Here is a 24,281-nt window from a genome sequence, read left to right on the forward strand (position 1 = left end):
CGCAGGACCATACCGGCGTGGAGCCCTACTGGGAATTGACCTTCGACGCCGACGGCGACGTCGACACCGAGCAGCGCGCGCGGCTGCTGTCCGGCACGGAGCGCGAGAGCGTCACCGACCTGCTGGTCTTCGCGCACGGCTGGAACAACGACAAGAAGGACGCCCGCAAGCTGTACCGGCGCTTCTTCGCCCCCTGTCAGGAGCTGGCCGGAGCGGGGGTGCGCCTCGGCTACGTCGGGCTGCTGTGGCCCGCCATCCGCTTCCCCGACGAGCCGATCCCCGACTTCGATCCCTCGGCCGCCGCCGCGGCCCCCGCGCCGCCCGGTGGTCCCGGTCTCGACGCGGCCACCCGGGAGGCGCTCGACCGCGCCTTCCCCGACCACGGCCCGACGCTCGACCGGATCGCCGAGCTGCTCGCGGAGCGCTCGGATGTCCCCTCCCGCGTCTACGAGTTCGGGCGGCACGTCCGTGAGCTGGTCTCCCTGCGTGAGACGAGCCCGGCCCGGAACCTGGGCGAGGACACCGGCGGGGGCGAGCCCGCCATGCTCACCGACGACGCGGTCCAGGTCTGCGAGGTGCTCGCCGCGGCCCGCGCCGACACCGGGCAGCCGGCGCTCTTCGGGGACCTGCGCGAGCGGGTGTGGGACGGCGCGCACGAGCTGCTGCGGCAGGGCACCTACTACGCGATGAAGCGGCGGGCGGGCGCGGTGGGCCAGCTGGGGCTCGGCCCCGCCATCGGCCTGCTCGCCGCCGACGTGTCCGGCATCAGGGTGCATCTGATCGGGCACAGCTTCGGCGCCCGGCTCGTCTCGTACGCGCTGCGCGGCATGCCCGCCGACGTACGCGCGGTGAAGTCGGTGACGCTGCTCCAAGGGGCCTTCTCGCACTACGCGTTCGCCGAGCGGCTGCCGCACGACCGGTCGCGCGGCGGCGCCCTGCACGGTGTGCAGCACCGCATCGACGGCCCCCTCATCTCCTGCCACTCGCGCCACGACGACGCCCTGGGGCGGCTCTATCCCCTGGCGTCGAAGCTGGCCGGTGACTCCACGAGCTTCCTGAACCTGTTCGAACGCTGGGGCGCCATCGGCTACGACGGCATCCGGGCGGTGGAGGACTGCAAGCGCGTCAAGCTGGGCGAGAAGCTGCCGACCAAGGGGTGTGTGAGCGTGGACGCGGCGTCGGTGGTGCGGCGCGGCGGTCCGCCCGCCGGCGCGCACAGCGACGTGTGCCATGAGGAACTGGCGCGTGCCGTGTTCGCCGCCGGGCGGATCGCCCTGGCCTAGATCCCTCCTCCGGCCCGGTGGCGGGGGAACTCGACGACCTGCTGGTACGTCGGGCGGTTCTGCCACTGGACCGGCTTGTGCGTGATGCCGCCGAGCGCGCGGTGAATGATCGCGTCCGCGCACCACTGGTCACCGGCCCTGCACGCGTCGTCGCCGGGGTAGACCTCGGTGGCGGGCTCGGCGACGGCCTGCGCGAGGGTGGCGAGGAGGGTGTCGCGGCACGCGTCGAGCTTGCCGTCGCCGCAGTAGGTGTCGGCCAGCTCACCCTTCACCGGCTGCCCGAGGACCTTGCGCAGGTCCTTGTCGGCGTAGCCCCACCAGCCGTACTGGAAGGCCGACCCGGCGTGCGCCCCCGTGGGCCCGTGGCCCGCGGAGGGTGCCTCGTCGGTGCTCAGCTGCGCGGTCAGGGCGTCGTACAGGTCCTTGCCCAGGCCCGGCTTGAACTCGGCCTCGATCAGCAGTGGCCACCAGGCGTCCATGACGCGTACGGCGTCGGGGTGGGCGTACGTCTTGGAACCCGCCGACGTCTGGTTGCGCCGCGCACCCGCCTTGCGCCAGGCATCCAACCGCTGTACGGCCTGGGAGAGTCGCGGGTCGGTGACCGGCTTGCTGCGCACCACCTTCAGCAGTTCGGGCAGCACCTGCTCACCGCGCAGATCGGTGACGGCCGCCTCGGACATGGCCTGCGTGAGCGCGGCGCGGGTGACGCCGCCCTCCTCGGTGAGCTTCTTGACCCGCCCGTCGAGCAGATCGCCGCGGTGCACGGCGCTGACTCCGAAGCCCGCCGTGCTGAAGTCCTTGGCCTGCTTGTTGTTCCAGGAGATGTAGTAGTCCTGGTTGACGGACTGGGGGTGTTCGGCGGGCGGGGTCCGCGCCGACGTGTTGTCCTCCGGGTCGAAGTCCCGCCACTCGTAAGCCTGTCGGCCTTCGACCGGCAGCGCGGGGTCGACGCTGTCGGCACGCTCGGGGTTGGCGCCGCTGTTGTAGTACGCGATGTCGCGCGAGTCGGCGTAGAACCAGTTGAAGGCGTAGCTGATGTTCTGCGCCGCCTTCTTGAAGCTCGCGGCGTCCTTGACGTACGAGGGGTCGTTCAGCATCTGGAAGCCGATGATCGAGTCGGCCTCGTGGCGGTAGGTGGAGCGCAGCGAGACGTACGCGACGGGCTCGGAATCGATGCTCGCGCGGTGGGTCACGATGCCGTACTTGGTGCGGAAGACCTGCATGCGGTAGGAACCGGCGGCCGTGGAGTCGGCGAGGGTCGGCTTCCAGGCGTTCTTGCGCTCCAGCTTCTCCATGGGCGTGCAGGTGCCCCGGTACAGGTAGCCGGTCGACTGCTTGGTGGGCGTGGAGCCGCCAGGCTCGCAGAGCTCCACGGCGTACGTGTCCGTGATGTCCTGCCCGGCGGAGGTCGCCGACCAGGCGTAGTCCTGGCCGCGCCCCAGCTGGACGTACATCCCGACGCCCGCGAAGGAGACGCCCCGGGCGCTGATGCCCGGCCCCTGGAGCTCCTGCTGCATGAGCAGCTGAGGGGCGAAGTAGCCGGTCTGGGGGCCGAAGACGGCGACCGGGTTTCCGCTCGCGGTGTGCTTGCCGGAGACGAGCAGGGCGTTCGACATGCCCTTCTTGTGGCCGTCGGGCCGGAAGAGGTCGGCGGGCAGGACGCCCTTGTCGTACATGCCCTGGAGCGGCTTGAGCTTCCCGGGCGCCTTCACCGGGTCCTTCGCGCCCGTCTCTGCGCCGCCCTCACGGTCGTACACGAGCTGCTCGCGTTCGACCGATCCCGGGTCGGGCATGGCCGTACCGCGCGCCTTCTCCGGCTTGCCCGCGTAGGGGAAGCCCGTGCCGTCGTGGATGGTCTGGACGGCCTCGGGGTCGTTGCGGGCGCGGAAGGACTCCCAGACCTCCGTGCCCTTCTCGACGCCGTACTTCTCCTGGGACTTCAGCAGGGAGAGGGCGGATTCGACCTCTCCGCCGCCGCCGTTGCCGAAGAGCCCGCCGACGACCGAGGCCAGCGCGATCATGTCGGTGACCTTGAAGGGTTCGATCTCGCCGATGTTGGTGATCGCGTCGATCTTGCCGGTCAGGACGTACTCGCCGGGGAAGTAGCGGCCGTTCTTGGACTTCTCTCGGTAGGCGTTGAGCCCGTCGATGTAGGCCTGCGCGTCCTCCATGGCCTGCCTGCCGCGTTCCCCCTGCGTCGACCTGATGTACTCGACCTGCTTCTCCAGGTCCTTCTCCGTGTACGGAGCCTGCGGCCAGAACTGCTGCTCAAGGCCCTGGTTGGCGAGCGCGCCGCCCGCGAAGGACGTCAGCTCGCCGCGGCCTATGTGCCGGAAGAGGTCGATGAGCCAGAGCCGGTCCTGCCCGGCGGCGAAGCCCGCGCCGAACTCGGTGCCGTAGCGGGTGGTGCCCTTGATGTGCGGCACGCCGTACTTCTTGTCGCGGGTGATCGTCACGTCGTCGCGCGGCTTGGTGACCGAAGCGATCTGGCCGTCGCGCACCCCGAAGGAGGCGTCGTTGAAGAACTCCGTGAGACGGTCGTCGGTGAGGGAGGGGTAGCCGGATGACAGTGCGTCGTACGGGCCCAGCTGGTCGTCGGCGTGCGCGGGCCGGGTGCCGAGGAGCCGGTGGGAGAGGATCTCGGCGAGCGTCGCGTTGCCGTTGGCGCCGGGCGGCAGGATGTCCGCGCACTGGCCCTCGCAGTAGTCGGCGCCCTCCTCGGCGCCACTGCGCTCGGCGGCGGGCTCCCGGGGCGCCGCGCCCGCCCCCGGCGGTGGCGCCAGCAGACAGGCGCCGAGTGCGAGCGCCGCTCCCGCCGTGAGCGTTCTGAGTCTGACGATGCGTCGTCGCATGGCTGCTCCTCCGAGTCCTGCGGAAGGCGGATGCGGCGGAGGTTACTGGCGAGTCGGCGAACCCGAAAGATGAACAAGCGTCGCTTTTTCCGAATCACCACAACGCGCCCCCTTCGTGGGCGCATCAGTACTGCTCAGGCGGGCAGGCGAAAAGCGGTCGCCTCGAAAGGGAGCCGATTCGCGTGTCGATACGTCTACTCGGCGACGTCGTTTCGACTTCGGTTCGATTGCGACGCCGGCAGATACGGAACACGGGGTACCAGTACGGAAGTACGTGTGACGGAGGTGCAGGGCGATGGCCGGATTCCGGAGTCTCGCGAGACAGGTGCGTGATCCGCAGAGCGATCTGGCACTGCGGCGCTACTCGCTGCGCAAGTGCCTGGAGAGGTTCGCCCCATACGGACACCGGGCGACCTGGGACCATCTGTGCTCACGGGCGGGTTTCGGGCCCGAGGACAGGTCGCCCGACCCGGCGAGGCTGGTGGCCGCGCTGGAGGAACTGGAGGCGGCGCGGGCGGTCTGGCTCGCCTACGAGGCGGGCTTCGCCGAGCGCCGCCGCAAGGAGAAGCACGACGGGCTCAGGCGCCCCGGCAGCGAGGACGACTGGCACCGCCGCACCTGGGGCGGCTGCGGCGTCGCCTGGTGCGACGACCCGGACGTCCACCCCCGCGCCCCCCTCGCCGAAGTGCTGCGCCGGCTGATCGCGGCGCTGGAGAGGGAGCCGGGCGCGTCCTGCCCCGTCTGTGGGGACACCTCCCTGGTGTGGAAGCGCGGTCTGGCGCACGAGCCGTCCTCGGGGGCGGTCTGCACGGGCTGCGGCATCGTCGTGCCCGCTCCCGTGCTCACACCGGACGCGGTGGCCCGGGCGCGGGCGCGCAGCCTGCGGCCACTGGTCTCGGCATGAGGAACGGAGCGGTCAGGGCGTGATCACGTCCGTATGGATGGCCAGTTTGAACTGGGCGTGCGTCAGCGGCGTGGCGAGCTTCACGTCTCCCACGCCGCGCGCCGATATCTTCAGCCCGACGGGCGTCTCCGGGTGGACGAACATCTGCCAGACGTAGGACCTGAACTGGCTGCCACGGGTGGGCGCGGAGTCGGTCGTCGCGGTTGAGTCGTACCCGGTGGTCAGGTTCAGCGGGTCGCGGACGAAGCGCGAGCGGTACTCGGTGGGACCGCTGTCGGGCCGCCAGAAGACCAGCGCGGAGAGCACGCCCCAGCCGTCGTGGCTGGGCCATATCAGCCCCGAGTGGGCGTTCGGGAAATGCGAGGGGCCGCTGCCGGCCTTCGCCGGGTCGTGCATGCGCCACGGATCGTACGACTCCTCGCCCGCTCCGTACGGGAAACGCACGAGGTGGTAGCCGTCGCTGTCGTACTTGATGGCCTGCGGCCCGTGCTGTGCGGCGTCCCACTTCAACGAGCAGATGGCGACCGACATCGGCCCTCCCCCTGAGTGATGTTGCGTGAGCCCCTGCCTTCTTGCTTCCTGCTTTCCTGCTTCCTGCTTTCTTCTTCTACTGCTTCTCTTGTACTACTTCCGGGGGCGGCCCTCCACCATCAGGCGGGAGCCCGTGAGCCGTTCGCCGAAGGCGTCATCAGGGTTGGAGAGCACGCACGTCTCCAGGGACAGACACCCGCAGCCGATGCAGTCCGTGAGGTGGTCGCGGAGCCGGCCCAGCTGTTTGATGCGTTCGTCCAGTTCCGCGCGCCAGTGCTCCGAGAGGTGCGCCCAGTCCTCGCGGTTGGGCGTGCGCTCCTCGGGCAGCGAGTCGAGGGCCTCGCGGATCGTGGCGAGCGGGATGCCGACGCGCTGGGACGCGCGGATGAAGGCGACGCGGCGCAGAGTGTCGCGGTGGTAGCGGCGCTGGTTGCCCGAGGTGCGGCGGCTGCTGATGAGGCCCTTGGTCTCGTAGAAGTGCAGGGCGGAGACGGCGGCGCCGCTTCGGGCGGAGAGCTGACCGACCGTGAGTTCGTGGACCTTCTCAGGAATCTGGGGCACCCCTGGAACCCTAATGGCCGGTGCGTTGACACGCGTCGGCGCGCCCCGCATGCTGAGCAAGCGCTTAGTCGCACCTACTGATGACTTGATGACTTGATCGCACACGTCTAGGAGGCCAGGGATGGCGGAGCCGAGGATCTTCACGTCGGCCGAGGAACTGCGCGCCGGAGTCGGCGGGCAGCTGGGGTACAGCGACTGGCTGGAGATCGACCAGAAGCGGATCGACCTCTTCGCCGAGGCCACGGGCGATCACCAGTGGATCCACGTGGACGCCGAGAAGGCGGCCGCCGGTCCCTTCGGGACGACCATCGCGCACGGCTATCTGACCCTGTCGCTGCTGCCGAGCCTGGTGCCGCAGGTCATGCGCGTCGAGGGCATGAAGATGGGCATCAACTACGGCACCAACAAGGTCCGTTTCCCCTCCACGGTGCCGGTCGGCTCGCGGCTGCGGGCCACGGCCACGCTCACGGACGTGACGCCCACGAAGGACGGCGGCGTGCAGGTGACGGCCCAGGTGACCGTGGAGCGCGAGGGCGCCGACAAGCCCGCGTGCGTGGCCGAGTCGGTGTCGCGCTACTACTTCTGAGCCGGGGGGTCTACTTCCCGGCACCCACCATCCGCAGCACGAGGTCGGCGTAGAGCGCGCCGACCTCGTCGGGCGTCCGGTGCCCCGCCACGTTGAACCAGCGGGCCACGTCGATGCAGAGCGAGAGCACGGCGAGCGTGGTGCCCGGCACGTCCGGGACGTCGAACTCCCCGGCCCGCACACCGTCGTTGATGATGCCCCGTACCGCCGCGTCCGACTCGCGGCGCAGCGCCACGATCTCCGTGCGGTGCTCCTCGCCGAGCGCGTCCAGCTCGTACTGCACCACGCGCGCGGTCATGTGATGGGCGGCGTGCCAGCCGACGAAGGAGCGCACGGCCGCCGTGAGCCGGTCGGCCGCGCCGCCCTCGCCGTCCGCCGCGGTGCGCAGGATGGCCAGGGCCTTGTCGTGGCCGATCCTGCTGATGCGGTGGAGCAGCTCTTCCTTCGTCTTGTAGTGGATGTAGAGCGCGGCGGGGCTCATCCCCGCGCGGCCCGCGATGTCCCGGGTCGTCGTCGCGTGGTAGCCGCGCTCGGCGAAGGCCTCGACGGCGGCGATCAGCAGCCGCCTCGCCGCGTCGGGGCTGACCTCGCCCCACGGCTGCTCCTCGACGCCGGTCTCCTCCGCCGCACTCATGCCCGCTCCTTCGCACCTGACCCGGTCTGCCGGGAGGGACACCATACCCCTGACGGTGAGCAAGCGCTTAGAGAGCGACGGTCAGGCGTCCGGTGGGGCGGCCGGTCAGGTGTCAGGGCTTGGCGAACGGGTCGTGTTCGGCGAGCAGCTTGTCGACGCGGGCCTGGTCGACCCTGCTGACGATCTGCACGACCTCCTGCCGGTCCCTGATCACCTTGGCGAGGGTGAACGCGGAGGTCGTCAGGTAGAGCACGGCGATGGCGAGGAAGCCCCGGACCCAGGCCGAGGCGTCCAGGTAGCCGATGCCGATGGCGACGGCGCCGATGGACACGGCGAAGGAGGCCACGGCCTGGCCGTAGAAGGCGTTGGTGGTCTGCTGCTTGACGTGCGGCTCAGTCATGGCCACAGCTTCGCCGCCGGGCGGCCCGCGCCATATCCGCTCGCGTACTCAGATGCGTACTCAGCGCGGGGCCCGGTGGTGTCTCAGAAGGCCGAAATCCCGGTCAGCGCACGGCCGATGACGAGCTTCTGGATCTGGCTGGTGCCTTCGTAGAGCGTCATCACGCGGGCGTCGCGCAGCAGCTTGCCCGCCGGGTACTCGTCTATGTAGCCGTAGCCGCCGAAGACCTGGAGCGCGTTGTTGGCGGCGCGCACGGCGGCCTCCGAGGCGAACAGCTTGGCCTTGGAGGACTCCGTGGCGAAGGGCCGGCCCCGGTCGACGAGGTCGGCGACCCGCCAGGTCAGCAGGCGCGCCGCGTCCACGTCCACCGCGATGTCGCTGAGCAGCTCCTGGACGAGCTGGTGGTGGGCGATGGTCTTGCCGAACTGTTCACGCTCGGTCGCGTACTTCACCGCCACGTCCAGGGCGGCCTGCGCGATGCCCACGCATCCGGCGGCCACCGACATGCGCCCCTTGGCCAGCGCCGACATGGCGACGGAGAAGCCCTTGCCCTCGGGCGCCAGCATGGCCGACGCGGGAACGCGGACGTCCTCCAGGACCAGCTCGGCGGTGGCCTGGCCGCGCAGGCCGAGCTTGCCGTGGATCGTGCGGCGGCTGAGGCCGGGGGTGTCGGTGGGCACCAGGAAGGCGGAGACGCCCCGGTGGCCCGGGGTGTCGTTCGTGCGGGCGAAGAGGAGAACGACATCGGCCCACGTGCCGTTCGTGATGAACATCTTGGCGCCGTTGACCACGTAGTCGTCGCCCTCCCGGACTGCCTTGGTGGTGAGGCTGCCCGCGTCGGAGCCGGTGCCCGGTTCGGTGAGCCCGAAGCATCCGACGTACTCCCCGGAGGTGAGCCCCGGCAGCCACTGCCGCTTCTGCGCCTCGCTGCCCCAGGACGCGATGGTCTTGGCGACGAGGCCGAGCGAGACGGAGACGATGCCGCGCACGGACGAGTCGCCGCGGCCCAGCTCCTCGGTCACCAGGCAGTACGCGAGGTGGTCGCCGCCCGAGCCGCCGTACTCCTCGTCGATGGTGAGCCCCAGGAAGCCGACGTCGCCGAGCTTCTTCACGAGCGCCCGGTCGACGCTCTCCGCGCGGTCCCACTCGATGACGTGCGGGGTGATCTCGCGCGCGACGAAGTCCTCGGCCAGCTGCCGGACGGCGGTCTGCTCGTCGCTGAGCTCCAGGTTCATCGTGGGCACCTCTTCGCCTCGGCATGTACGTGGGGATGTACTGGGCTTTTAAATTAGCACTGCTAGTTTCCTGTGGCAGCCCTACTATGTGCCGCATGGCCCGACCGCGCAAGCCCCTCCTCAGCCGAGAACGCATCGTCGACACGGCGCGCGCCCTCGTGGACGCCGAGGGCCTCGCGGCCGTCTCCACGCGCCGCCTCGCCGCCGAGCTGGGGGTCAGCGGGCCGTCCCTCTACAACCACTTCCGTACCAAGGACCAGATCCTGGAGGCGGTCGCCGACTCGGTGAGCGCGCAGGTCGACCTGTCGATGTTCGACACCGCCGACGGGCGTGACTGGCGTACGGCGCTGCACGACTGGGCGGTCTCCTACCGGGCCGCGCTGACGCTGCACCCGAACATCGTTCCCGTGCTCGCCCGGGGTCCGGGGCGCCGCCCGGCCGGCCTGCGGCTCGCGGACGCGATGTTCGGGGCGATGGTCGACGCGGGCTGGCCGGCCGCGCAGGCCACGTCGATCGGCGCGCTGATGCGGTACTTCATCATGGGCTCCGCGCTCGGGTCGTTCGCCGGCGGCTTCGTGGACGATGAGACCGCGTACGACCCGGCGGACTACCCCCACCTCGGCCAGGCCCACCTCCTCGCCGAACGCCAGCAGATCATCGACGAACGCGCCTTCGAGGCGGGCCTCAAGGCGCTGCTCGACGGACTCGCCCTCCAGTACGAGCAGGTGGAGGCGGGGCGGACGGCCGACGCCTGACGCTGCGGTGCGCACCGCAGCGTTCCTGGCCCATCCTGAGGACATGAAGCCCGGTCACACCACGCGGCAGGGGCGGCACCGCTAGGTGCGGCTCGCCGACGCGGGTGTCGTGCAGCTCGTCGAGGACTTGAACCCCGCGTCCTAGCGCAGCAGCGCGCGCGACACCCGCGCCGGCCTCGCGCGGCGTACGAGGCTCCGCCACCGCTCACTCCGCCACGATGCGCTCCACCGCCGCCGTGACGAGCGCGTCCCGCTCGGCCTCCGAGAGCACCCCCGGCAGCGTGAGCTGCTCCACGATCAGCCAGTTGAAGGCCAGGTAGAGCAGCCGGACGCCGGTCGCGTCACCGGGCAGGCCGGAGGCCTCGTGGTAGGCGAGGTTGGCGTCGAGGTCGGCCCGGACGCGCTCGGTGAGGACGGCGCGCAGGTCGGGGCGGCGGGTGGCCTCCAGGCGCAGTTCGAGCAGGGCGAGGTAGCCGGTGCGGAAGGCGCTGACCCGGCCGACGACCTCCCGCATCAGTCCCGCGTACGCCTCCTTGTCGCGCTCGGCGGTGCGCTGGCGCTCGATCTCCTCCGGGCTGGGCTGGAGCCGTTCGTAGACCCGGGCGCCCGCCTGGGTCAGCAGGTCGTCGCGGTTGCTGAAGTAGTTGGAGGCCGTGCCGGTCGGCACACCGGCCTCGGTGTCGACCGCCCGGAAGGTCAGCCCCCGGGCGCCTTCCCTGGCCAACACCTCGATGGCGGCGTCGACCAGAGCCGCACGCCGTCCGTCGTTCCTGCGCACCATTGACATCACTCCGTCCGTAGTACTACGTTCCGACCACTACAGCAAGAGTACTACAAGGGGAGCAGCAGATGCGCAGACCTGGGCGACGAGGAGCAAGCCACCGCCTACGCCGCGTGGGTCAACACCCGCTATCCCGAGACGGTTCCCACCGCCCTGCGCCCGCACGTCGGCCTCGCCGACGCGCCCAACCGCCGCTTCGACACGGTGGTGATGGGCCACGGCACGTACCGTCCTGCCCTGGCCCACGGCACCCCGAGCCCCTACGCGCACCTGCGCCAGTACGTGGTGTCGAACACGCTCGGCTCCGCTCCCGACTCCGCGGTGACCGTGGTCGGCGGCGGGCGGCTCGCGGCGGCGGTGCTGCCGGAGCTGGACGAGCTGATCGTGAAGAGCTATCCGGTGGTCGCCGGGGCCGGAATCCCCGTATTCGGCGGTGAGTTCGACCCGACGACGTTCCGCGTGAACAGGCGCGAGTCGTTCCCGAACGACGTCACGATCACGTGGTTCACCGTGCCACGACAAGGTCGAAGTGACACCGTCGCCCGGTAAATAGCTGTAGCCTGCATCCGTTCTGTCGGGCGAAACAGGGACATCACACGGGAGTTGGCCGTGGGGCATGCGACGGATGCGCTGGACGCCGAGGGCTCGGCGAAGGCCGCGCGAGTCTCGGCACGGACCGGGGAAGTCCCGGTACAGGCCGCGGGCCGGGTGACCGTGCCGCCCCGCCTCCGCGAGTTCACCGCGCAGGTGCTGCGGGGGCAGGCTCAGGTCACCTTTCTGCCGAGCGCAGCGACGGGTGCGGTCTTCTTCGGCGCGCTCTCCGTGGCGGGCTGGGAGTACGGGCTCTACGCCCTCGTCGGCACCGCCGTCGGCACGGGCGCCGCGCGGCTGCTCGGCGTGGACCGTGACCGGGTCGGGGCCGGGCTCGAAGGGTTCAACGCCTGCCTGACCGCGCTGTGCTTCGCGGTCTTCCTCGGTGCGCGGCACCTGTCGACAGCTCTGCTCGCGCTCGCGGGCTGCGTGGTCGTCACGGTCGTGACCGCCGCCGTGGTCAATCTGCTCGGGGTCTGGGGACTGCCCTCGCTCACGCTGCCGTACTGCCTGGTCGCGAGTGCCATGACCATCGCCGCGCCCGGCTTCCGGCGGGTCTGGCACCACGGCGAGGGGCTCGCGGCCCTCACCGGCCCCGCCACGGGCCCGACCGTACCGAGCCCGGCCGAACTGGCCCGGGGGTTCTTCGCCGACTTCGCGGAGATCTTCTTCATGCCGCAGTGGTACGTCGGCGCCCTCCTGCTCGCCGGTCTCCTCGTCGCCAGCCGTCGCACGGCGGCCGTGGCGTGCCTCGGCAGCGCCGTCGGTATCGGCACGGCGTGGGCGCTGGGCGCACCCGCCGCGCGGATCGCCGACGGCACGACGGGCTACAACTCCGTCCTCGTCGCCCTCGCCCTGTGCGGCGTCCTCCTGCCCGCGCGGGCGGCGACACTCGCGTACGCACTCGTGGGCGCCGCCACCGCGACGGCGGTCGGCCCGGCGGTGGCGGCGCTCTTCGCGCCGTCCGGCGGGCACGCCTTCACCTGGCCGTTCGTCCTGACGACATTCGTGTTCCTGGCGGGGGCCAAGTCCTTTCCCCGGCTCACCGGTTCCGGCAGCGCCCGAACCGCCGGGGCCGCCGGGGGCTGATCAGAAGACGACCAGCGCCCGGCCGCCCTTGCCCGCGACCATGTGCTCGAAGGCGGCCGGGATGCCGTCGAGCGTGATCCGGTCGGTCACCAGGACGCCCAGGTCCAGACGCCCCGCCCGGATGTGCTCGGCCAGGACCGGCAGGTCCACCGCCGGGTCGCAGTTTCCGTACACGCAGCCGGACAGGGTGCGGCCCCAGTGGAAGAGCTCCAGGGCGTTGAAGGTGACCTGCTGGTCCTTGCCGCCGATGCCGACCACCGTGGTGCGGCCGCCCCGGCGCGTGGACTCCCAGGCCGTGCGGATCGTCACCGCGCGGCCCACGCACTCCACGGCCACGTCGACGCCCTGACCGCCGGTGAGGCCCCTGATGTCCTTGGCCGTCCGCTCCGAGGCGACCACGTAGTCGGTGGCGCCCGCCGAGCGCGCCAGCTCCTCCTTCTCCGGGGAGACGTCGACCGCGACGATCCGCGAGGCGCCGGCGATCCGGGCCGCCTGCAGCGTGGCGAGGCCGACCCCGCCGACTCCGTACACGGCGACGGTCTCGCCCTCGCGCACCTTCGCCGAGTGGTGCACGGCGCCGTACCCGGTCAGGACGGCGCAGCCGAGGAGCGCCGCGTCGGTGAGCGGGACGCCGTCCGGCACCGGCAGGACGCAGTTGGCCGCGACCACCGTCTCCTCGGCGAACGCGGCGACGTTCAGGCCCGGATGCAGATCCGTGCCGTCCGGCCGCTTCGCGTAGACGTCGGCGGCGCCCGCGAGGGCGTTCGCGCAGAGCCACACCTCGCCGAGCGTGCAGGCGTGGCAGGTGCCGCAGGACGGCGCCCAGTTCAGGACGACGCCGTCGCCGGGGGCGACCCGGGTGACGCCCTCGCCGACGGAGACCACGGTGCCCGCGCCCTCGTGGCCGAGTACGGCGGGCACCGGGACGCGCATCGTGCCGTTGGACAGGGACAGGTCGGAGTGGCAGACCCCGGCGGCGGCGAGACGCACGCGGACCTGGCCGGGGCCCGGCTCCGGCAGGTCGATGTCGGCGATCTCCAGGGGGGAGCCGGCGGCGGGAAGAATGGCGGCGCGGACCATGATGAGAGGAACTCCCTTAGAACTGGAGGGACTTGGTCTGGAGGTACTCTGCCAGGCCGTGCGAGCCCAGCTCGCGGCCGACGCCCGACTGCTTGTAGCCGCCGAAGGGGGCGAGCGGGTTGAAGCTGCCGCCGTTGATGTCGACCTGGCCGGTGTCCATGCGGCGGGCGAACGCGACCGCCTCGGCGTCATCGGCCGCCCACACGGCCCCGGCGAGGCCGTACACGGTGTCGTTGGCGATGCGCAGGGCGTCGTCCTCGTCCTCGTACCGGATGAGGGAGAGCACCGGCCCGAAGATCTCCTCCTGGGCGATGGTCATCTCCGGGGTGACGTCGGCGAAGACGGTCGGCTGGACGAAGTAGCCCTCGTCCTTGGGGGCTTCGGGTCCGCCCGCCACGATCCGGGCGCCCTCCTCGACGCCCTTCTCGATGTAGCCGCGCACGCGTGCCTGCTGCTTGGCGTTGACGACCGGGCCGATGCGGGGGCCGTACTTGGCGGCCGCGGCCCCGGCGAGCTCCACCGCCTCGTCGTACCGGTCGGTGTGCACCAGCATGCGGGTCCAGGCGCTGCACGTCTGACCGGAGTTGGACATGACGTTCGCGACGCCGACGTTGACGGCCTTGGCGAGGTCGGCGCTCGGCAGGATGACGTTGGCGGACTTGCCGCCCAGTTCCAGGGCGACGCGCTTGACGGCCGCGCCCGCGGTGGCGCCGATCCGCTTGCCGACGGCCGTGGAGCCGGTGAACGAGACCAGGTCGACGCCCTCGTGCTCGGCGAGCGCCTGGCCCGCGACCGGGCCGAGCCCGGTGACGAGGTTGAACACGCCCGCGGGGATGCCCGCCTCATGCACCGCCTCGGCGAAGAGCTGGGCGGTGAGCGGGGTGTCCTCGGCGGGCTTGAGCACCACCGTGCAGCCCGCGGCGAGCGCGGGGGCCACCTTGTTGACGATCTGGTGGAGGGGGTAGTTCCACGGCGTGATCGCGCCGACCACGCCGACCGGCTCCAGATAGACGGTGGAGTTGCCCACCTTCTCCTCGAAGGGGTGCGTCGCGGCCAGCTCCGCGTACGAACCGCAGACGAGGATCGGGACCCCGGCCTGCACCGCCTGTGCGAACGGCAGCGGGGCGCCCAGCTCGGCAGTGACGGTCTCGGCGATCTCGTCCCTGCGGGCGACCAGCCGGTCGCGGAGCGCGCCGATCAGGGCGGCGCGCTCGGCGGGCGGCGTGGCGGCCCAGCCGGGCAGGGCGGCGCGGGCGGCGCGGACCGCGGCGTCGACGTCTTCCGCCGTGCCGGCCGGGACCTGCCCGATGGGCCGCTCGTCGGCCGGGTTGACGACCGTGATCGTGTCGGCGCCGGCAGCCGCGCGCCAGGCGCCGTCGATGTACATGCCGTCGTGGGCCTTCATCGCATTCCTCCAGGTTGTCGTCCGCACTACAAACTAGCGCTGATAGTTTTCGGGCACCAGGGGCGTCGGAGCCCAGGCGTACCAGAGATCTCCGGCGCTTGGGCCGGCCGCTGCCGGATTTCTCCGTCGCCCTCCTCGGAACGGCGGCGTCCGCGGCCCTCCCGGCCCTACCCTCATGCACATGCTGCTGCTGCGCCGGAAGTTGCGGATGACCGTGGTCCTGGCCGTCGCCCTCGCCGCCACCTTCGTCGGGGCGACGGAAGGGGGCGCGGGGTCGGCTCGCGCCGAGGAGAAGCCGCCGCACGAACGGCAGGCGCAAGGGCAAGAGCAACTGCTGTTCTACAACCACGCCTACGGAGTCCTCGACCGGGAGACCGCCGACGCCGTCGAACACTCCCCCTACCTGCGGAAGTTCGCCGACTTCGAGGTCCGTACGACGACCGGTTCCGACGGCCATACCTGGACCGGCCGCTATCTGAAGGGCCGCGAGACCTACCTAGAGATCTTCGGGGTGGGCGACGTGCCCGACACCCCGCTCGGCAGCACCGGCATGGGCGTCTCGACCGAACGCGACGGCGACCTGGCGACCGTGCTCGCACGACTGCGGGACCAGGGCGTCGAGGACCCGCTGGAGTTCCAGCAGACCCGTGACTTCGGCGACGGCGTCCCGGTGCCGTGGTTCGACGGCGCCTTCACCACCGACCAGTACGACGCGTTCGGCACCTGGGCGATGGAGTACCGCCCCGAATACTTCGCCGACCCACGCGGCAGGACGGAACCGGCCTCCTACCCCGGTGACGTCGGCCGCGAGCGCTATCTCCCGGACGCCTACCGCGACCGCCTGATGCGGAACATGACCTCCGTCCGCCTGGCGGTCACCGCACGCGACCTGGCCAACACCGTGCCGCTGCTGCGGGCCGGCGGATTCGCCGTCCGCCCCGCACCGTCCGGCGGCATCGTCGCGAAGGGCGGCGGCACGACGATCCGCCTGGACGCCGTACCGCGCGACCAGGTGGGCCTGCGCCAGTTCACGTTCTCGCTCAACCGCGCCACGAAGAGCCGTCACGAGGAGCGACTCGGCCACTCGACCCTGACGGTCGGCCCGGGCCCCCGCGCGGTATGGGACTTCGAGGGTTCGCCCCCTGCCGACCGGCGTTGAGCCGAGCCGCCTGCCGCGTCAGATGATCGCGCTCCGCGAGGTTCGGCGCCTTCTGGGCCGCCTCGGTATACAGCCGTGCCGCCGTCGCGAGGTCGCCGTCCCGCTCGTGGAGGTAGGCCGCCACCGCCGCGTGGCGGGGCAGCGTCGCGTCCAGGGTCGCGAGCGCCGCCAGGCCGGCGCGGGGGCCGTCCGCCTCGCCTACGGCGACCGCGCGGTTGAGGCGGACGACCGGGCTGTCGGTCAGGCCCGCCAGCTCGTCGTACCACTCGACGATCTGCACCCAGTCCGTCTCCCCCGCGGTGGGCGCGTCGGCGTGGAGGGCCGCGACGGCGGCCTGCGCCTGGTACTCACCCAGCCGGTCGCGGGCGAGAGCCGCCTGCAGAATCCGAACGCCCTCGGCGATCGACTCCGTGTCCCACCGGCCGCGGTCCTGCTCGGCCAGCGGCACCAGGCTGCCGTCCGGCGCCGTCCGGGCGGCGCGCCGGGCATGGTGGAGCAGCATGAGGGCGAGCAGCCCCGCCACCTCCGGGTGGTCGATCGCGGCCGCGAGCTGCCGCGTGAGCCGGATGGCCTCGGCGGCGAGGTCGACGTCTCCGGAGTAGCCCTCGTTGAAGACCAGGTAGAGGACGCGCAGCACGGTGGCGACGTCGCCGGGCGTCTCGAACCGCACGCCCGAGACGGTCCGCTTGGCCCGGCTGATGCGCTGCGCCATGGTCGCCTCGGGCACCAGATAGGCCTGCGCGATCTGCCGGGTCGTCAGCCCGCCGACGGCGCGCAGCGTGAGCGCGACCGCCGACGAGGGCGTGAGCGAGGGGTGGGCGCACAGGAAGTAGAGCTGGAGCGTGTCGTCCACCGCGGGCGAGGGCCCCGGCGCCGGTTCCTCGTCGACGAGGTCCTCACGCCGGCGCCGCGCGGCGTCCGCCCGCGTCGCGTCGAGGAACCGGCGCCAGGCCACGGTGACCAGCCAGCCCTTGGGGTCCCGCGGCAGTCCGTCCGGCCAGACGCGGACCGCCTCGACGAGCGCGTCCTGCACGGCGTCCTCGGCCGCCGCGAAGTCGGCTCCGCGGCGGACGAGGATGCCGAGGACGCTCGGCGTGAGGCTCCGGAGCCTCCGGAGCAGGACCTCTTCCATCGGCGAGGTCACTCCGTGATCGTGGGCGGCGCGGTCAGGAACGGGCGCACCTCCAGCCACTCGTGGATCGGCTTCCCGCCCGCCCCGGGCGCGGCCGACAGCTCCCCGGCCAGCTCCACGGCCCGCTCGTAGCTGTCGACGTCGATCACCATCCAGCCGGCGATGAGGTCCTTGGTCTCGGCGAACGGGCCGTCGGTGACCGGCGGGCGGCCCTCACCGTCGTACCGTACGAACGTCCCCTCGGGGGCCAGCGCCTGACCGTCGACGAACTCGCCGGTCTTCTCCAGCCGGTCCGCGAAGTCCTGCATGTACTGCATGTGCGCGGAGATCTCCTGGGGCGTCCACCGGTCCATGGGTACGTCGTTCACCGCGGCCGGGGCGCCGCGGTAGTGCTTGAGCAGCAGGTACTTGGCCATCGTGTCTCTCCCTTGGTGCTGTACGACCCATTGTGGTCGCGTTCACTACGGGGACGGAGCCGGTCACGGGTTCTCGACATCGTCGGTCGAATTCGTCGGCGGAATTTTTCCGGCTGCCCTACGGAGCGGAACGGCGCGGAACGGCGCGGCGCGGCGCGGCGCCAAAGCCGACATTCACCTCGCATTGGTCCGGAATTTGATTTCCGTTGCGTGACAGACGCATGACAAGCCGTCCAGCCTCTTGATCTACGCCCGTGAAGCGGCCACGCTTCTGCTCGCGACGGGAGCGGCACGCACCGCTCCCTTCTGTGTGTGCGATCACGCGCACACCCCCCACAGTCGCGTCGCCCCACCCGGGCGCGCCGCCTATGAGGAGGACTCCCTCGTAATGGCAATGCTGCGCAGCAAGAAGACTGTGATCGCCGCGGCGATCTCGACCGCCGCCGCCGCCGTTCTCGGCGCGGTCACCGCCCTGCCCGCCCAGGCCGCCCCCACCGAGGGCACCGTGATCGCGGCGGGCTCCGCCGACGCGGTCAAGGGCAGCTACATCGTCACGCTGAAGAAGAGCTCGGGTCTCAAGGCCGCCACGAGCCAGGGCAAGGGCCTCATATCCGAGTACGGCGGCTCGGTGACGAAGACCTTCAAGTCCGCGCTCAACGGCTACGCCGCGAAGCTGAGCGCGACGGAGGCGAGACGCCTCGCCGCCGACCCGGCGGTCGCCACCGTCGAGCAGAACCAGCGGATCCAGGCCAGTGCGACGCAGTCCAACGCCCCGTGGGGCCTGGACCGCATCGACCAGGCCAGGCTGCCGCTGTCCGGCGGCTACACCTACCCGGACACCGCGGGGTCGGGCGTCACCGCGTACGTGATCGACACCGGCGTACGCATCTCGCACTCGGAGATCAGCGGCCGCGCGGTCAACGGCTATGACGCCGTCGACGGCGACAGCACCGCCCAGGACGGCAACGGCCACGGCACGCACGTGGCCACGACCGTCGCGGGCAAGACGTACGGCGTCGCCAAGAAGGCCAAGATCGTGGCGGTCCGCGTGCTGGACAACAACGGCTCCGGTACCACCGCCGGTGTCATCGCGGGCATCGACTGGGTGACCGGTAACCACGCCGCCGGCGCCCCGGCCGTGGCCAACATGTCGCTCGGCGGCGGCGCCTCCACGTCGCTGGACAACGCGGTGAAGAACTCCATCGCCGATGGCATCACCTACGCGGTCGCCGCGGGCAACGAAGGCGTCAACGCCGCCAACTCCTCCCCGGCCCGGGTCCCCGCGGCCATCACGGTGGGCGCGACCGGCAGCAACGACGCCAAGGCCAGCTGGTCCAACTACGGCTCGGTCCTGGACATCTTCGCGCCCGGCGTCTCCATCAAGGCGGGCTGGCACACCGGCGACACGGCGACCAACACGATCTCCGGTACGTCGATGGCCGCCCCGCACGTCGCGGGCGCGGCGGCGATCTACCTGGCGGGCCACACCTCGGCCACGCCGGCGCAGGTCGCTTCCGCCCTGGTGAACGGGGCCACGCCGAGTGTCGTGACCAGCCCGGGCACCGGATCTCCGAACCGGCTCCTCAAGATCGTCCCGTAACCCGCTGTTCCGTACGGATAGTTGCGCCCCGGAGGTTGTCGACGCCTCCGGGGCGTTTCCGTGCCGGGGCGGACGCGTCCGCGGCGGTCCGGCCGTGGGCTGGTGCGGGTCGTCTGTGGCTGAGCGCGCAGTTCCCCGCGCCCCTGACGGGGCGCTGCCCAAGCCCCCGCGCCGAGCAGGCTGACGCGCCTGCTGCCGCCTCGCCGTGGCCTGGTGCGAGCCGTCTGTGGCCGGGCGCACAGTTCCCCGCGCCCCTGACGGGGCGCTGCCCAAGCCCCCGCGCCGAGCAGGCTGACGCGCTCGCCGTGGGCAGTAGCGGGTCGTCTGTGGCCGGGCGCGCGTCGTTCTCCGCGGTCCTGGCGGGGCGCTGCCGGTCAGGGGTGTGGAGTCCGTGTGCCCAGGCCCGCCGCGAGCAGCAGGAGTCCGCCCAGCATCACGAACGGCGCGGCCACGCCCGCGACGCCGGCGACCAGGCCCGCGGAGGCGGGCGCGGCGACCTGGCCGAGGCGGTTGCCGGTCAGGCGCAGCGCCAGTGCCGTCGAGCGCGCGCCGTCGGGCGCTGCCTGGACGACGGTCGTCATGGAGAGCGGCTGGCCGACGCCCAGGCAGAAGCCGAGCGCGGCGAGCATGAGGGCGAGCCCCCACGCCGGTACGGGCAGCGCCATGGCCGCGCACAGCAGCCCGCCCAGCAGACACGTACCGGTCAGCAGGACGGTTCTGCCGAGCAGCCGGATCATCGGCGTCATCACCAGGCGGCAGGCGATGGTCGACGCGGCCCGCAGGCTCAGGAGCATCCCGACCGTGGCGGGAGCGATGCCGCGGTGCTCGCCGACCACCGGCAGGTAGGCGGTGAGGACGTCCGTCACGGAGAGCACCGCGAGGCTGATGAAGATGCCCGCGGGCACGCCCCGGGCGCGCAGTATGCCGAGCACCGGCACCCGCTCGGCGGCTCGCTTCCCCAAAGGCGTACGTACGTGCTCGATGCGCCACAGCGAGGTCAGGGAGACCGCGCCGACCGCCGCCGAGACGAGCAGCGCGAGGGCACTGGTGCGGCCCATGTCCGCGCCGATCAGGGCGCCCGCGGCGACCGGCCCGGCCAGCTGGCCCAGCGAGGCGCCGATGGTGAAGTGCCCGAAGTTGCGGTCCTGTTCGTCGGGCGCGGACTGCCGGGCGACGATCGACTGCGCGCCGATCACGAAGCAGAGGTGGCCGAGCCCCATCACGCCGCTCCACGCGGCCATCGCGGCGAGCGATCCCGCCGCGCCGCTCAGCGCGCAGCCGCCGGAGATCAGGACGACGCCGACGGGCAGCAGCGGCGCGCACCGCCCGTGGTCCGTCCGGCGCCCGAGCGGTACGGCGGCGAAGAGCGGAAGCAGCGCGTAGACGCCCGCGATGACGCCGACGGCCCGTTCGTCGGCGCCCAGCGAGAGGGCCCGGTAGGAGACGGCGGGCCGCGCCATCGACACCGCCGCCTGCGCGAAGCCGAAGGCGATGACGAGACGGAGCAGCCAGCCCCTTCCACCGGGCCCGGGTATCACGGGCGGCATCAGATGATGCCGAAGAGAATTCCGGCGCCGAGCACCACCAGCGAGGTGAGCACGGCCCATTTGACGGTGAACTTGGTGTGGTCGCCGAACTCCACCTTGGCCATGCCGACGAGCACGTACACCGCGGGCACCAGCGGGCTCGACATGTGCAGCGCCTGGCCGGCGATGGAGGCGCGGGCGATCTCCAGGGTGCCGACTCCGTGGGCCTGGCCCGCCTCGGCGAGGACCGGCAGGACGCCGAAGTAGAAGCCGTCGTTGGACATGAAGTAGGTCAGCGGGATCGACAGAAGGCCGGTCACCAGGCCCATGTGCGGGCCCATGCCCTCGGGGATGGCGTCGACGAGCCAGTCGGCCATGTGGTCGACCATGCCGGTGCCGCTGAGGACGCCGGTGAAGACGGCGGCGGCGAAGACCATGCCGGTGACGTTGAGGACGTTCTCCGCGTGGGCGGCGATACGGGCCCTCTGGTCGGGCATGTGCGGGAAGTTGACGGTGAGGGCGAGCGCGGCGCCGAGCAGGAAGAGGACCGGGATCGGCAGCCACTCCATGATCATGGCGGTGAGCAGCAGGACGGTCAGGCCCGCGTTGAACCAGTAGAGCTTGGGACGCAGGGTCGGGCGGTTCGGGTCGAGCCCCTGGAAGCCGTCGTCGGAGTCCTCGGCGTTCTCGGCGTTCTCGGCGGCCTCAGCGTCCGCGTCGGTGCCCGCTCCCCCGGCGGCCTTCTTCGTGAGAGACGTACGTCCGTCAGCCGCGCCGCCAGCGCCACCGGCTCCGGCTCCGGCTCCGGCTCCGGCTCCGACAAGCACCGTCTCCTCGGCCTGCTCCGTCTCCTTCGTCAGGACCTCGTCGAGCGACAGCACGCCGAGGCGCTTGCGCTCCCGCAGACCCAGTACGTAGGAGAGCAGGAAGACGGCGACCAGACCCATGGCCAGCGCCGGGATCATCGGTACGAAGATGTCGGCGGCGTCGACCTTCAGCGCGGTCGCGGCACGGGCCGTCGGGCCGCCCCAGGGCAGCGTGTTCATGACGCCGTTGGCGGTGGCGGCGACACCGGTCATCACCACGAGGCTCATCTTGAGGCGCTTGTACAGCGGGTACATCGCCGAGACCGTGATCATGAAGGTGGTCGAGCCGTCGCCGTCGAGAGAGACGATCGCGGCCAGCACGGCGGTGCCGACCACGATGCGCATCGGGTCCGCCTTGCAGAAGCGCAGGATGCCCCGGACGATCGGGTCGAAGAGACCGACGTCGATCATGACGCCGAAGTACACGATGGCGAACATGAGCATGGCCGCCGTGGGCGCCAGATTGCCGACGCCGTCGAGGACGTAGTCCCCGAGATGGGCTCCCTTTCCTACGAACACGCAGAAGAGCGCGGGGATCAGCACCAGCGCCGCGATCGGCGACATCTTCTTCATCATGATCAGCACCAGGAAGGTGGCGATCATGACGAATCCGAGGATTGTCAGCATGGGGGCTACCTAACGTTCACCATCGAACTCCCACCAGGTCTGGCGGTCCGGTCGACGTTAGGACTCGCCGTGAAGTGTTAACAAGATGTTGACGCGCGAGCAATAAGCGCAAAACTCCTGGTCACAGCTGTGTGCCGGTCAGTCGTGTCGGTCAGTCGAGGGAACGCGCGAAGTACGCGTGCAGCAGCGCCCGCGCCTCTTCGGTGAGGCCGGGATCGCCCGACGGGTGCCCGCGGAAGGCCAGCTGCAACACCGCGTCGACCGCCTCCACGCCCACGAGCACGGTCCGCCGCAGCCGGTCGTCCAGGGCCCGCCCGAGGTGGTCCGCGAGCAGCGCCGCCACCCGCTCCGCCACCTGGACGTTCGCGTCCGGCATCGCGTCGGGGGCCGAGGGGACGCCGAAGTCGACGAGGCCGAAGCCGGGGACGGTGCGCTTCATCGCCAGGTACTCGTCGAAGGCGGCGTCGACCGCGCCGCGCCAGTCGCCGCGGTCGACGCCGCTCACACGCGCGGCCACGCGCTGCGCGTACGCGTCGAGGTTGCGGTGGGCGAGGGCGTCCGCCAGGGCCCGCTTGTTGCCGAAGAAGCGGTAGACCGAGCCGATCGGGACGCCCGCGCGGTGGGCGACGGCGCGGGTGGTCAGACCTTCGTAGCCGACCTCGTCCAGGACGGCGGCGCAGGCGTCGAGGATCCGGGTCAGGCGCTCGGCGCTGCGCTCCTGCACGGGCACGCGGCGCAGGGAGGCCGGGGGGCGCGGTTCCTCGGACGGGTTCCGGTGGGGCATCCGGGGAGAGTAGAGCATCGCTCACATTCCTGGCTTCCTCTTGCGCGAGGAAAACCTGAATCCTACGGTGTCCCATAGGAATCATTCACGAGGGAGCTGTGATGAGCGGGGACCACGCAAGCAACGCCGACCGAGCGGGCGCCGACGACGCCAGGAAGGCCGCCGAAGGGCTGGCCTATCTCTCCGGATTCGGCAACGAACACAGCTCAGAGGCGGTGCCCGGCGCGCTGCCGCACGGCCGCAACGCACCGCAGCGCGCCCCACTCGGGCTCTACGCCGAGCAGCTGAGCGGCTCGGCCTTCACCGAGCCCCGCGCACACAACCGCCGCTCGTGGCTGTACCGCATCCGCCCCTCGGCCGCGCACCCGCGTTTCACCCGTACGGAGAACGGCGCGATCCGGACGGCCCCCTTCACCGAGTCGGTCCCCGACCCGAACCGGCTGCGCTGGAACCCCCTCCCGGAGCCCGCTCCCGGCACGGACTTCGTCGCGGGCCTGTGGACGCTCGGCGGCAACGGCGACACGACACAGCGCACCGGCATGGGCATCCACCTCTACCACGCCAACTCCTCCATGAGGCACCGCGTCTTCGGCGACGCGGACGGCGAGCTGCTGATCGTCCCCGAGCACGGCGGGCTGCTGCTGCGCACGGAGTTCGGCGCGCTGCACGCGGAGCCCGGCGAGGTCGCGCTGATCCCGCGCGGTGTCCGCTTCCGCGTGGAACTGCTGGAAGAGAGCGCGCGCGGGTACGTCTGCGAGAACTACGGCGCCCCCTTCCAGCTTCCCGACCTCGGCCCGATCGGCGCCAACGGCCTCGCGAACGCACGCGACTTCAGGGCGCCCGTGGCGGCGTACGAGGATGTCGAGGGCCCGGTGGAGGTGGTGAACAAGTTCTGCGGCAACCTCTGGCGCGCGACCTACGACCACTCCCCCCTCGACGTCGTCGCCTGGCACGGCAACCACGTCCCGTACGTCTATGACCTGCGCCGCTTCAACGTGATCGGCTCGATCAGCTACGACCATCCGGACCCGTCGATCTTCACCGTGCTCACCTCGCCGTCCGACACCCCGGGCCTCGCGGGCGTCGACTTCGTCGTCTTCGCGCCCCGCTGGCTGGTGGGCGAGGACACGTTCCGGCCGCCGTACTTCCACCGGAACGTGATGAGCGAGTACATGGGCCTGATCGAGGGCGCGTACGACGCGAAGGCGGAAGGCTTCGTACCGGGCGGTGGCTCGCTGCACAACATGATGTCCGCGCACGGCCCCGACCGCGAGACGTTCGAGAAGGCGTCGGCCGCCGAGCTGAAGCCGCAGAAGATCGACGACGGCCTCGCCTTCATGTTCGAGACGCGGTGGCCGGTGACGGCGACGGAGCAGGCGGCGCGGGCGTCCCACCTGCAGCGCGGCTACGACGACGTATGGCAGGGTCTGGAGCGCCACTTCCGCAACTGATGCGGCATTACTGATGCGGCACAATGACGCAGC

At 71.4% G+C, this 24,281-nt stretch carries 23 protein-coding genes; 9 read left to right on the forward strand and 14 right to left on the reverse strand.

Going from position 1 to position 24,281, the window contains the following annotated elements; all coding sequences use genetic code 11:
* Positions 1–17: 17 nt before the first annotated feature.
* Entirely contained in the window at positions 18–1,283 is a 1,266-nt protein-coding gene (locus tag ACWDVB_RS13790) for a serine-threonine protein kinase (RefSeq protein WP_451516762.1), read from the forward strand.
* On the opposite strand, the gene ACWDVB_RS13795 is transcribed toward ACWDVB_RS13790, so the two are convergent.
* Complete coding sequence (locus tag ACWDVB_RS13795) at positions 1,280–4,135, reverse strand: penicillin acylase family protein (protein ID WP_451516761.1); 2,856 nt, start codon at positions 4,133–4,135, stop codon at positions 1,280–1,282. The two genes, ACWDVB_RS13790 and ACWDVB_RS13795, sit on opposite strands and share 4 nt — an antisense overlap.
* A 295-nt stretch (positions 4,136–4,430) precedes the next feature.
* Here ACWDVB_RS13795 and ACWDVB_RS13800 point away from each other — a divergent pair, with 295 nt between their 5' ends.
* The gene (locus ACWDVB_RS13800) at positions 4,431–5,039 is read left to right on the forward strand and encodes a hypothetical protein (protein WP_451516760.1); all 609 of its coding nucleotides are present in this window, start codon (positions 4,431–4,433) and stop codon (positions 5,037–5,039) included.
* 12 nt (positions 5,040–5,051) lie between these two features.
* On the opposite strand, the gene ACWDVB_RS13805 is transcribed toward ACWDVB_RS13800, so the two are convergent.
* Together ACWDVB_RS13805 and soxR are read right to left on the reverse strand one after the other, a co-directional pair.
* Positions 5,052–5,570, reverse strand: coding sequence for a hypothetical protein (locus ACWDVB_RS13805; RefSeq protein ID WP_451516759.1), 519 nt, complete (start codon positions 5,568–5,570; stop codon positions 5,052–5,054).
* A 93-nt stretch (positions 5,571–5,663) separates the two neighbouring features.
* A complete protein-coding gene (gene soxR / locus ACWDVB_RS13810; protein ID WP_451516758.1) occupies positions 5,664–6,131 on the reverse strand; it encodes a redox-sensitive transcriptional activator SoxR in 468 nt (155 codons plus the stop codon).
* Positions 6,132–6,252: 121 nt separating this feature from the next.
* On the opposite strand from soxR, the gene ACWDVB_RS13815 reads away from it, so the two are divergent.
* Complete coding sequence (locus tag ACWDVB_RS13815; RefSeq protein WP_451516757.1) at positions 6,253–6,717, forward strand: MaoC family dehydratase; 465 nt, start codon at positions 6,253–6,255, stop codon at positions 6,715–6,717.
* A 10-nt stretch (positions 6,718–6,727) separates the two neighbouring features.
* Here ACWDVB_RS13815 and ACWDVB_RS13820 read toward each other — a convergent pair whose 3' ends face one another.
* From ACWDVB_RS13820 to ACWDVB_RS13830, 3 genes are all read right to left on the reverse strand, one after another.
* A complete protein-coding gene (locus ACWDVB_RS13820) occupies positions 6,728–7,351 on the reverse strand; it encodes a TetR/AcrR family transcriptional regulator (protein WP_451516756.1) in 624 nt (207 codons plus the stop codon).
* Positions 7,352–7,463: 112 nt separating this feature from the next.
* Positions 7,464–7,751, reverse strand: coding sequence for a YiaA/YiaB family inner membrane protein (locus ACWDVB_RS13825; RefSeq protein ID WP_451516755.1), 288 nt, complete (start codon positions 7,749–7,751; stop codon positions 7,464–7,466).
* 83 nt (positions 7,752–7,834) lie between these two features.
* Entirely contained in the window at positions 7,835–8,986 is a 1,152-nt protein-coding gene (locus ACWDVB_RS13830) for an acyl-CoA dehydrogenase family protein (protein ID WP_451516754.1), read from the reverse strand.
* A 95-nt stretch (positions 8,987–9,081) separates the two neighbouring features.
* On the opposite strand from ACWDVB_RS13830, the gene ACWDVB_RS13835 reads away from it, so the two are divergent.
* Complete coding sequence (locus tag ACWDVB_RS13835) at positions 9,082–9,741, forward strand: TetR/AcrR family transcriptional regulator (protein ID WP_451516753.1); 660 nt, start codon at positions 9,082–9,084, stop codon at positions 9,739–9,741.
* Between the two features lie 205 nt (positions 9,742–9,946).
* Here ACWDVB_RS13835 and ACWDVB_RS13840 read toward each other — a convergent pair whose 3' ends face one another.
* Positions 9,947–10,522 carry a TetR/AcrR family transcriptional regulator gene (locus ACWDVB_RS13840; RefSeq protein WP_451516752.1) on the reverse strand — a complete coding sequence of 192 codons (576 nt, stop codon included), beginning with the start codon at positions 10,520–10,522 and terminating at the stop codon, positions 9,947–9,949.
* A 210-nt stretch (positions 10,523–10,732) separates the two neighbouring features.
* Between ACWDVB_RS13840 and ACWDVB_RS13845 the strand changes: the two genes are divergently transcribed.
* Positions 10,733–11,071, forward strand: coding sequence for a dihydrofolate reductase family protein (locus ACWDVB_RS13845; protein WP_451516751.1), 339 nt, complete (start codon positions 10,733–10,735; stop codon positions 11,069–11,071).
* 60 nt (positions 11,072–11,131) lie between these two features.
* Positions 11,132–12,202, forward strand: coding sequence for an urea transporter (locus tag ACWDVB_RS13850; RefSeq protein WP_451516750.1), 1,071 nt, complete (start codon positions 11,132–11,134; stop codon positions 12,200–12,202).
* On the opposite strand, the gene ACWDVB_RS13855 is transcribed toward ACWDVB_RS13850, so the two are convergent.
* Both ACWDVB_RS13855 and ACWDVB_RS13860 read right to left on the reverse strand, forming a co-directional pair.
* A complete protein-coding gene (locus ACWDVB_RS13855; RefSeq protein ID WP_451516749.1) occupies positions 12,203–13,282 on the reverse strand; it encodes a Zn-dependent alcohol dehydrogenase in 1,080 nt (359 codons plus the stop codon).
* A gap of 16 nt (positions 13,283–13,298) precedes the next feature.
* A complete protein-coding gene (locus tag ACWDVB_RS13860; RefSeq protein WP_451516748.1) occupies positions 13,299–14,687 on the reverse strand; it encodes an aldehyde dehydrogenase family protein in 1,389 nt (462 codons plus the stop codon).
* Between the two features lie 208 nt (positions 14,688–14,895).
* Between ACWDVB_RS13860 and ACWDVB_RS13865 the strand changes: the two genes are divergently transcribed.
* On the forward strand, positions 14,896–15,846 hold the full coding sequence (locus ACWDVB_RS13865) for a DUF5829 family protein (RefSeq protein ID WP_451516817.1): 951 nt from the start codon (positions 14,896–14,898) through the stop codon (positions 15,844–15,846).
* Here ACWDVB_RS13865 and ACWDVB_RS13870 read toward each other — a convergent pair.
* Together ACWDVB_RS13870 and ACWDVB_RS13875 are read right to left on the reverse strand one after the other, a co-directional pair.
* Positions 15,728–16,978, reverse strand: coding sequence for an RNA polymerase sigma factor (locus ACWDVB_RS13870; protein WP_451516816.1), 1,251 nt, complete (start codon positions 16,976–16,978; stop codon positions 15,728–15,730). The genes ACWDVB_RS13865 and ACWDVB_RS13870 overlap by 119 nt on opposite strands.
* An 8-nt stretch (positions 16,979–16,986) precedes the next feature.
* Positions 16,987–17,394, reverse strand: a complete 408-nt coding sequence (locus ACWDVB_RS13875; protein ID WP_451516747.1) for a YciI family protein — start codon at positions 17,392–17,394, stop codon at positions 16,987–16,989.
* A gap of 388 nt (positions 17,395–17,782) precedes the next feature.
* Between ACWDVB_RS13875 and ACWDVB_RS13880 the strand changes: the two genes are divergently transcribed.
* Positions 17,783–18,994, forward strand: a complete 1,212-nt coding sequence (locus ACWDVB_RS13880; RefSeq protein ID WP_451516746.1) for a S8 family peptidase — start codon at positions 17,783–17,785, stop codon at positions 18,992–18,994.
* Between the two features lie 374 nt (positions 18,995–19,368).
* On the opposite strand, the gene ACWDVB_RS13885 is transcribed toward ACWDVB_RS13880, so the two are convergent.
* From ACWDVB_RS13885 to ACWDVB_RS13895, 3 genes are all read right to left on the reverse strand, one after another.
* A complete protein-coding gene (locus tag ACWDVB_RS13885) occupies positions 19,369–20,532 on the reverse strand; it encodes an MFS transporter (RefSeq protein WP_451516815.1) in 1,164 nt (387 codons plus the stop codon).
* Between the two features lie 8 nt (positions 20,533–20,540).
* Positions 20,541–22,013 carry a CitMHS family transporter gene (locus tag ACWDVB_RS13890; protein WP_451516745.1) on the reverse strand — a complete coding sequence of 491 codons (1,473 nt, stop codon included), beginning with the start codon at positions 22,011–22,013 and terminating at the stop codon, positions 20,541–20,543.
* A 151-nt stretch (positions 22,014–22,164) separates the two neighbouring features.
* Positions 22,165–22,797: a TetR/AcrR family transcriptional regulator gene (locus tag ACWDVB_RS13895; protein WP_451516744.1), complete on the reverse strand. Its 633-nt coding sequence runs from the start codon at positions 22,795–22,797 to the stop codon at positions 22,165–22,167.
* A 101-nt stretch (positions 22,798–22,898) separates the two neighbouring features.
* Between ACWDVB_RS13895 and hmgA the strand changes: the two genes are divergently transcribed.
* Entirely contained in the window at positions 22,899–24,248 is a 1,350-nt protein-coding gene (hmgA, locus tag ACWDVB_RS13900; RefSeq protein ID WP_451516743.1) for a homogentisate 1,2-dioxygenase, read from the forward strand.
* Positions 24,249–24,281: the final 33 nt, after the last annotated feature.

The sequence above is a fragment of the Streptomyces sp. NPDC003379 genome, from assembly GCF_053589195.1.

Coding starts and splice junctions, on each gene's coding strand:
- ACWDVB_RS13795 (WP_451516761.1), bottom strand. CDS start 4,135: ATGCGACGACGCATCGTCAGACTCAGAACGCTCACGGCGGGAGCGGCG.
- ACWDVB_RS13800 (WP_451516760.1), top strand. CDS start 4,431: ATGGCCGGATTCCGGAGTCTCGCGAGACAGGTGCGTGATCCGCAGAGC.
- ACWDVB_RS13805 (WP_451516759.1), bottom strand. CDS start 5,570: ATGTCGGTCGCCATCTGCTCGTTGAAGTGGGACGCCGCACAGCACGGG.
- ACWDVB_RS13815 (WP_451516757.1), top strand. CDS start 6,253: ATGGCGGAGCCGAGGATCTTCACGTCGGCCGAGGAACTGCGCGCCGGA.
- ACWDVB_RS13820 (WP_451516756.1), bottom strand. CDS start 7,351: ATGAGTGCGGCGGAGGAGACCGGCGTCGAGGAGCAGCCGTGGGGCGAG.
- ACWDVB_RS13825 (WP_451516755.1), bottom strand. CDS start 7,751: ATGACTGAGCCGCACGTCAAGCAGCAGACCACCAACGCCTTCTACGGC.
- ACWDVB_RS13830 (WP_451516754.1), bottom strand. CDS start 8,986: ATGAACCTGGAGCTCAGCGACGAGCAGACCGCCGTCCGGCAGCTGGCC.
- ACWDVB_RS13835 (WP_451516753.1), top strand. CDS start 9,082: ATGGCCCGACCGCGCAAGCCCCTCCTCAGCCGAGAACGCATCGTCGAC.
- ACWDVB_RS13840 (WP_451516752.1), bottom strand. CDS start 10,522: ATGGTGCGCAGGAACGACGGACGGCGTGCGGCTCTGGTCGACGCCGCC.
- ACWDVB_RS13845 (WP_451516751.1), top strand. CDS start 10,733: ATGGGCCACGGCACGTACCGTCCTGCCCTGGCCCACGGCACCCCGAGC.
- ACWDVB_RS13855 (WP_451516749.1), bottom strand. CDS start 13,282: ATGGTCCGCGCCGCCATTCTTCCCGCCGCCGGCTCCCCCCTGGAGATC.
- ACWDVB_RS13860 (WP_451516748.1), bottom strand. CDS start 14,687: ATGAAGGCCCACGACGGCATGTACATCGACGGCGCCTGGCGCGCGGCT.
- ACWDVB_RS13865 (WP_451516817.1), top strand. CDS start 14,896: ATGACCGTGGTCCTGGCCGTCGCCCTCGCCGCCACCTTCGTCGGGGCG.
- ACWDVB_RS13870 (WP_451516816.1), bottom strand. CDS start 16,978: ATGGAAGAGGTCCTGCTCCGGAGGCTCCGGAGCCTCACGCCGAGCGTC.
- ACWDVB_RS13875 (WP_451516747.1), bottom strand. CDS start 17,394: ATGGCCAAGTACCTGCTGCTCAAGCACTACCGCGGCGCCCCGGCCGCG.
- ACWDVB_RS13880 (WP_451516746.1), top strand. CDS start 17,783: ATGGCAATGCTGCGCAGCAAGAAGACTGTGATCGCCGCGGCGATCTCG.
- ACWDVB_RS13890 (WP_451516745.1), bottom strand. CDS start 22,013: ATGCTGACAATCCTCGGATTCGTCATGATCGCCACCTTCCTGGTGCTG.
- ACWDVB_RS13895 (WP_451516744.1), bottom strand. CDS start 22,797: ATGCCCCACCGGAACCCGTCCGAGGAACCGCGCCCCCCGGCCTCCCTG.
- hmgA (WP_451516743.1), top strand. CDS start 22,899: ATGAGCGGGGACCACGCAAGCAACGCCGACCGAGCGGGCGCCGACGAC.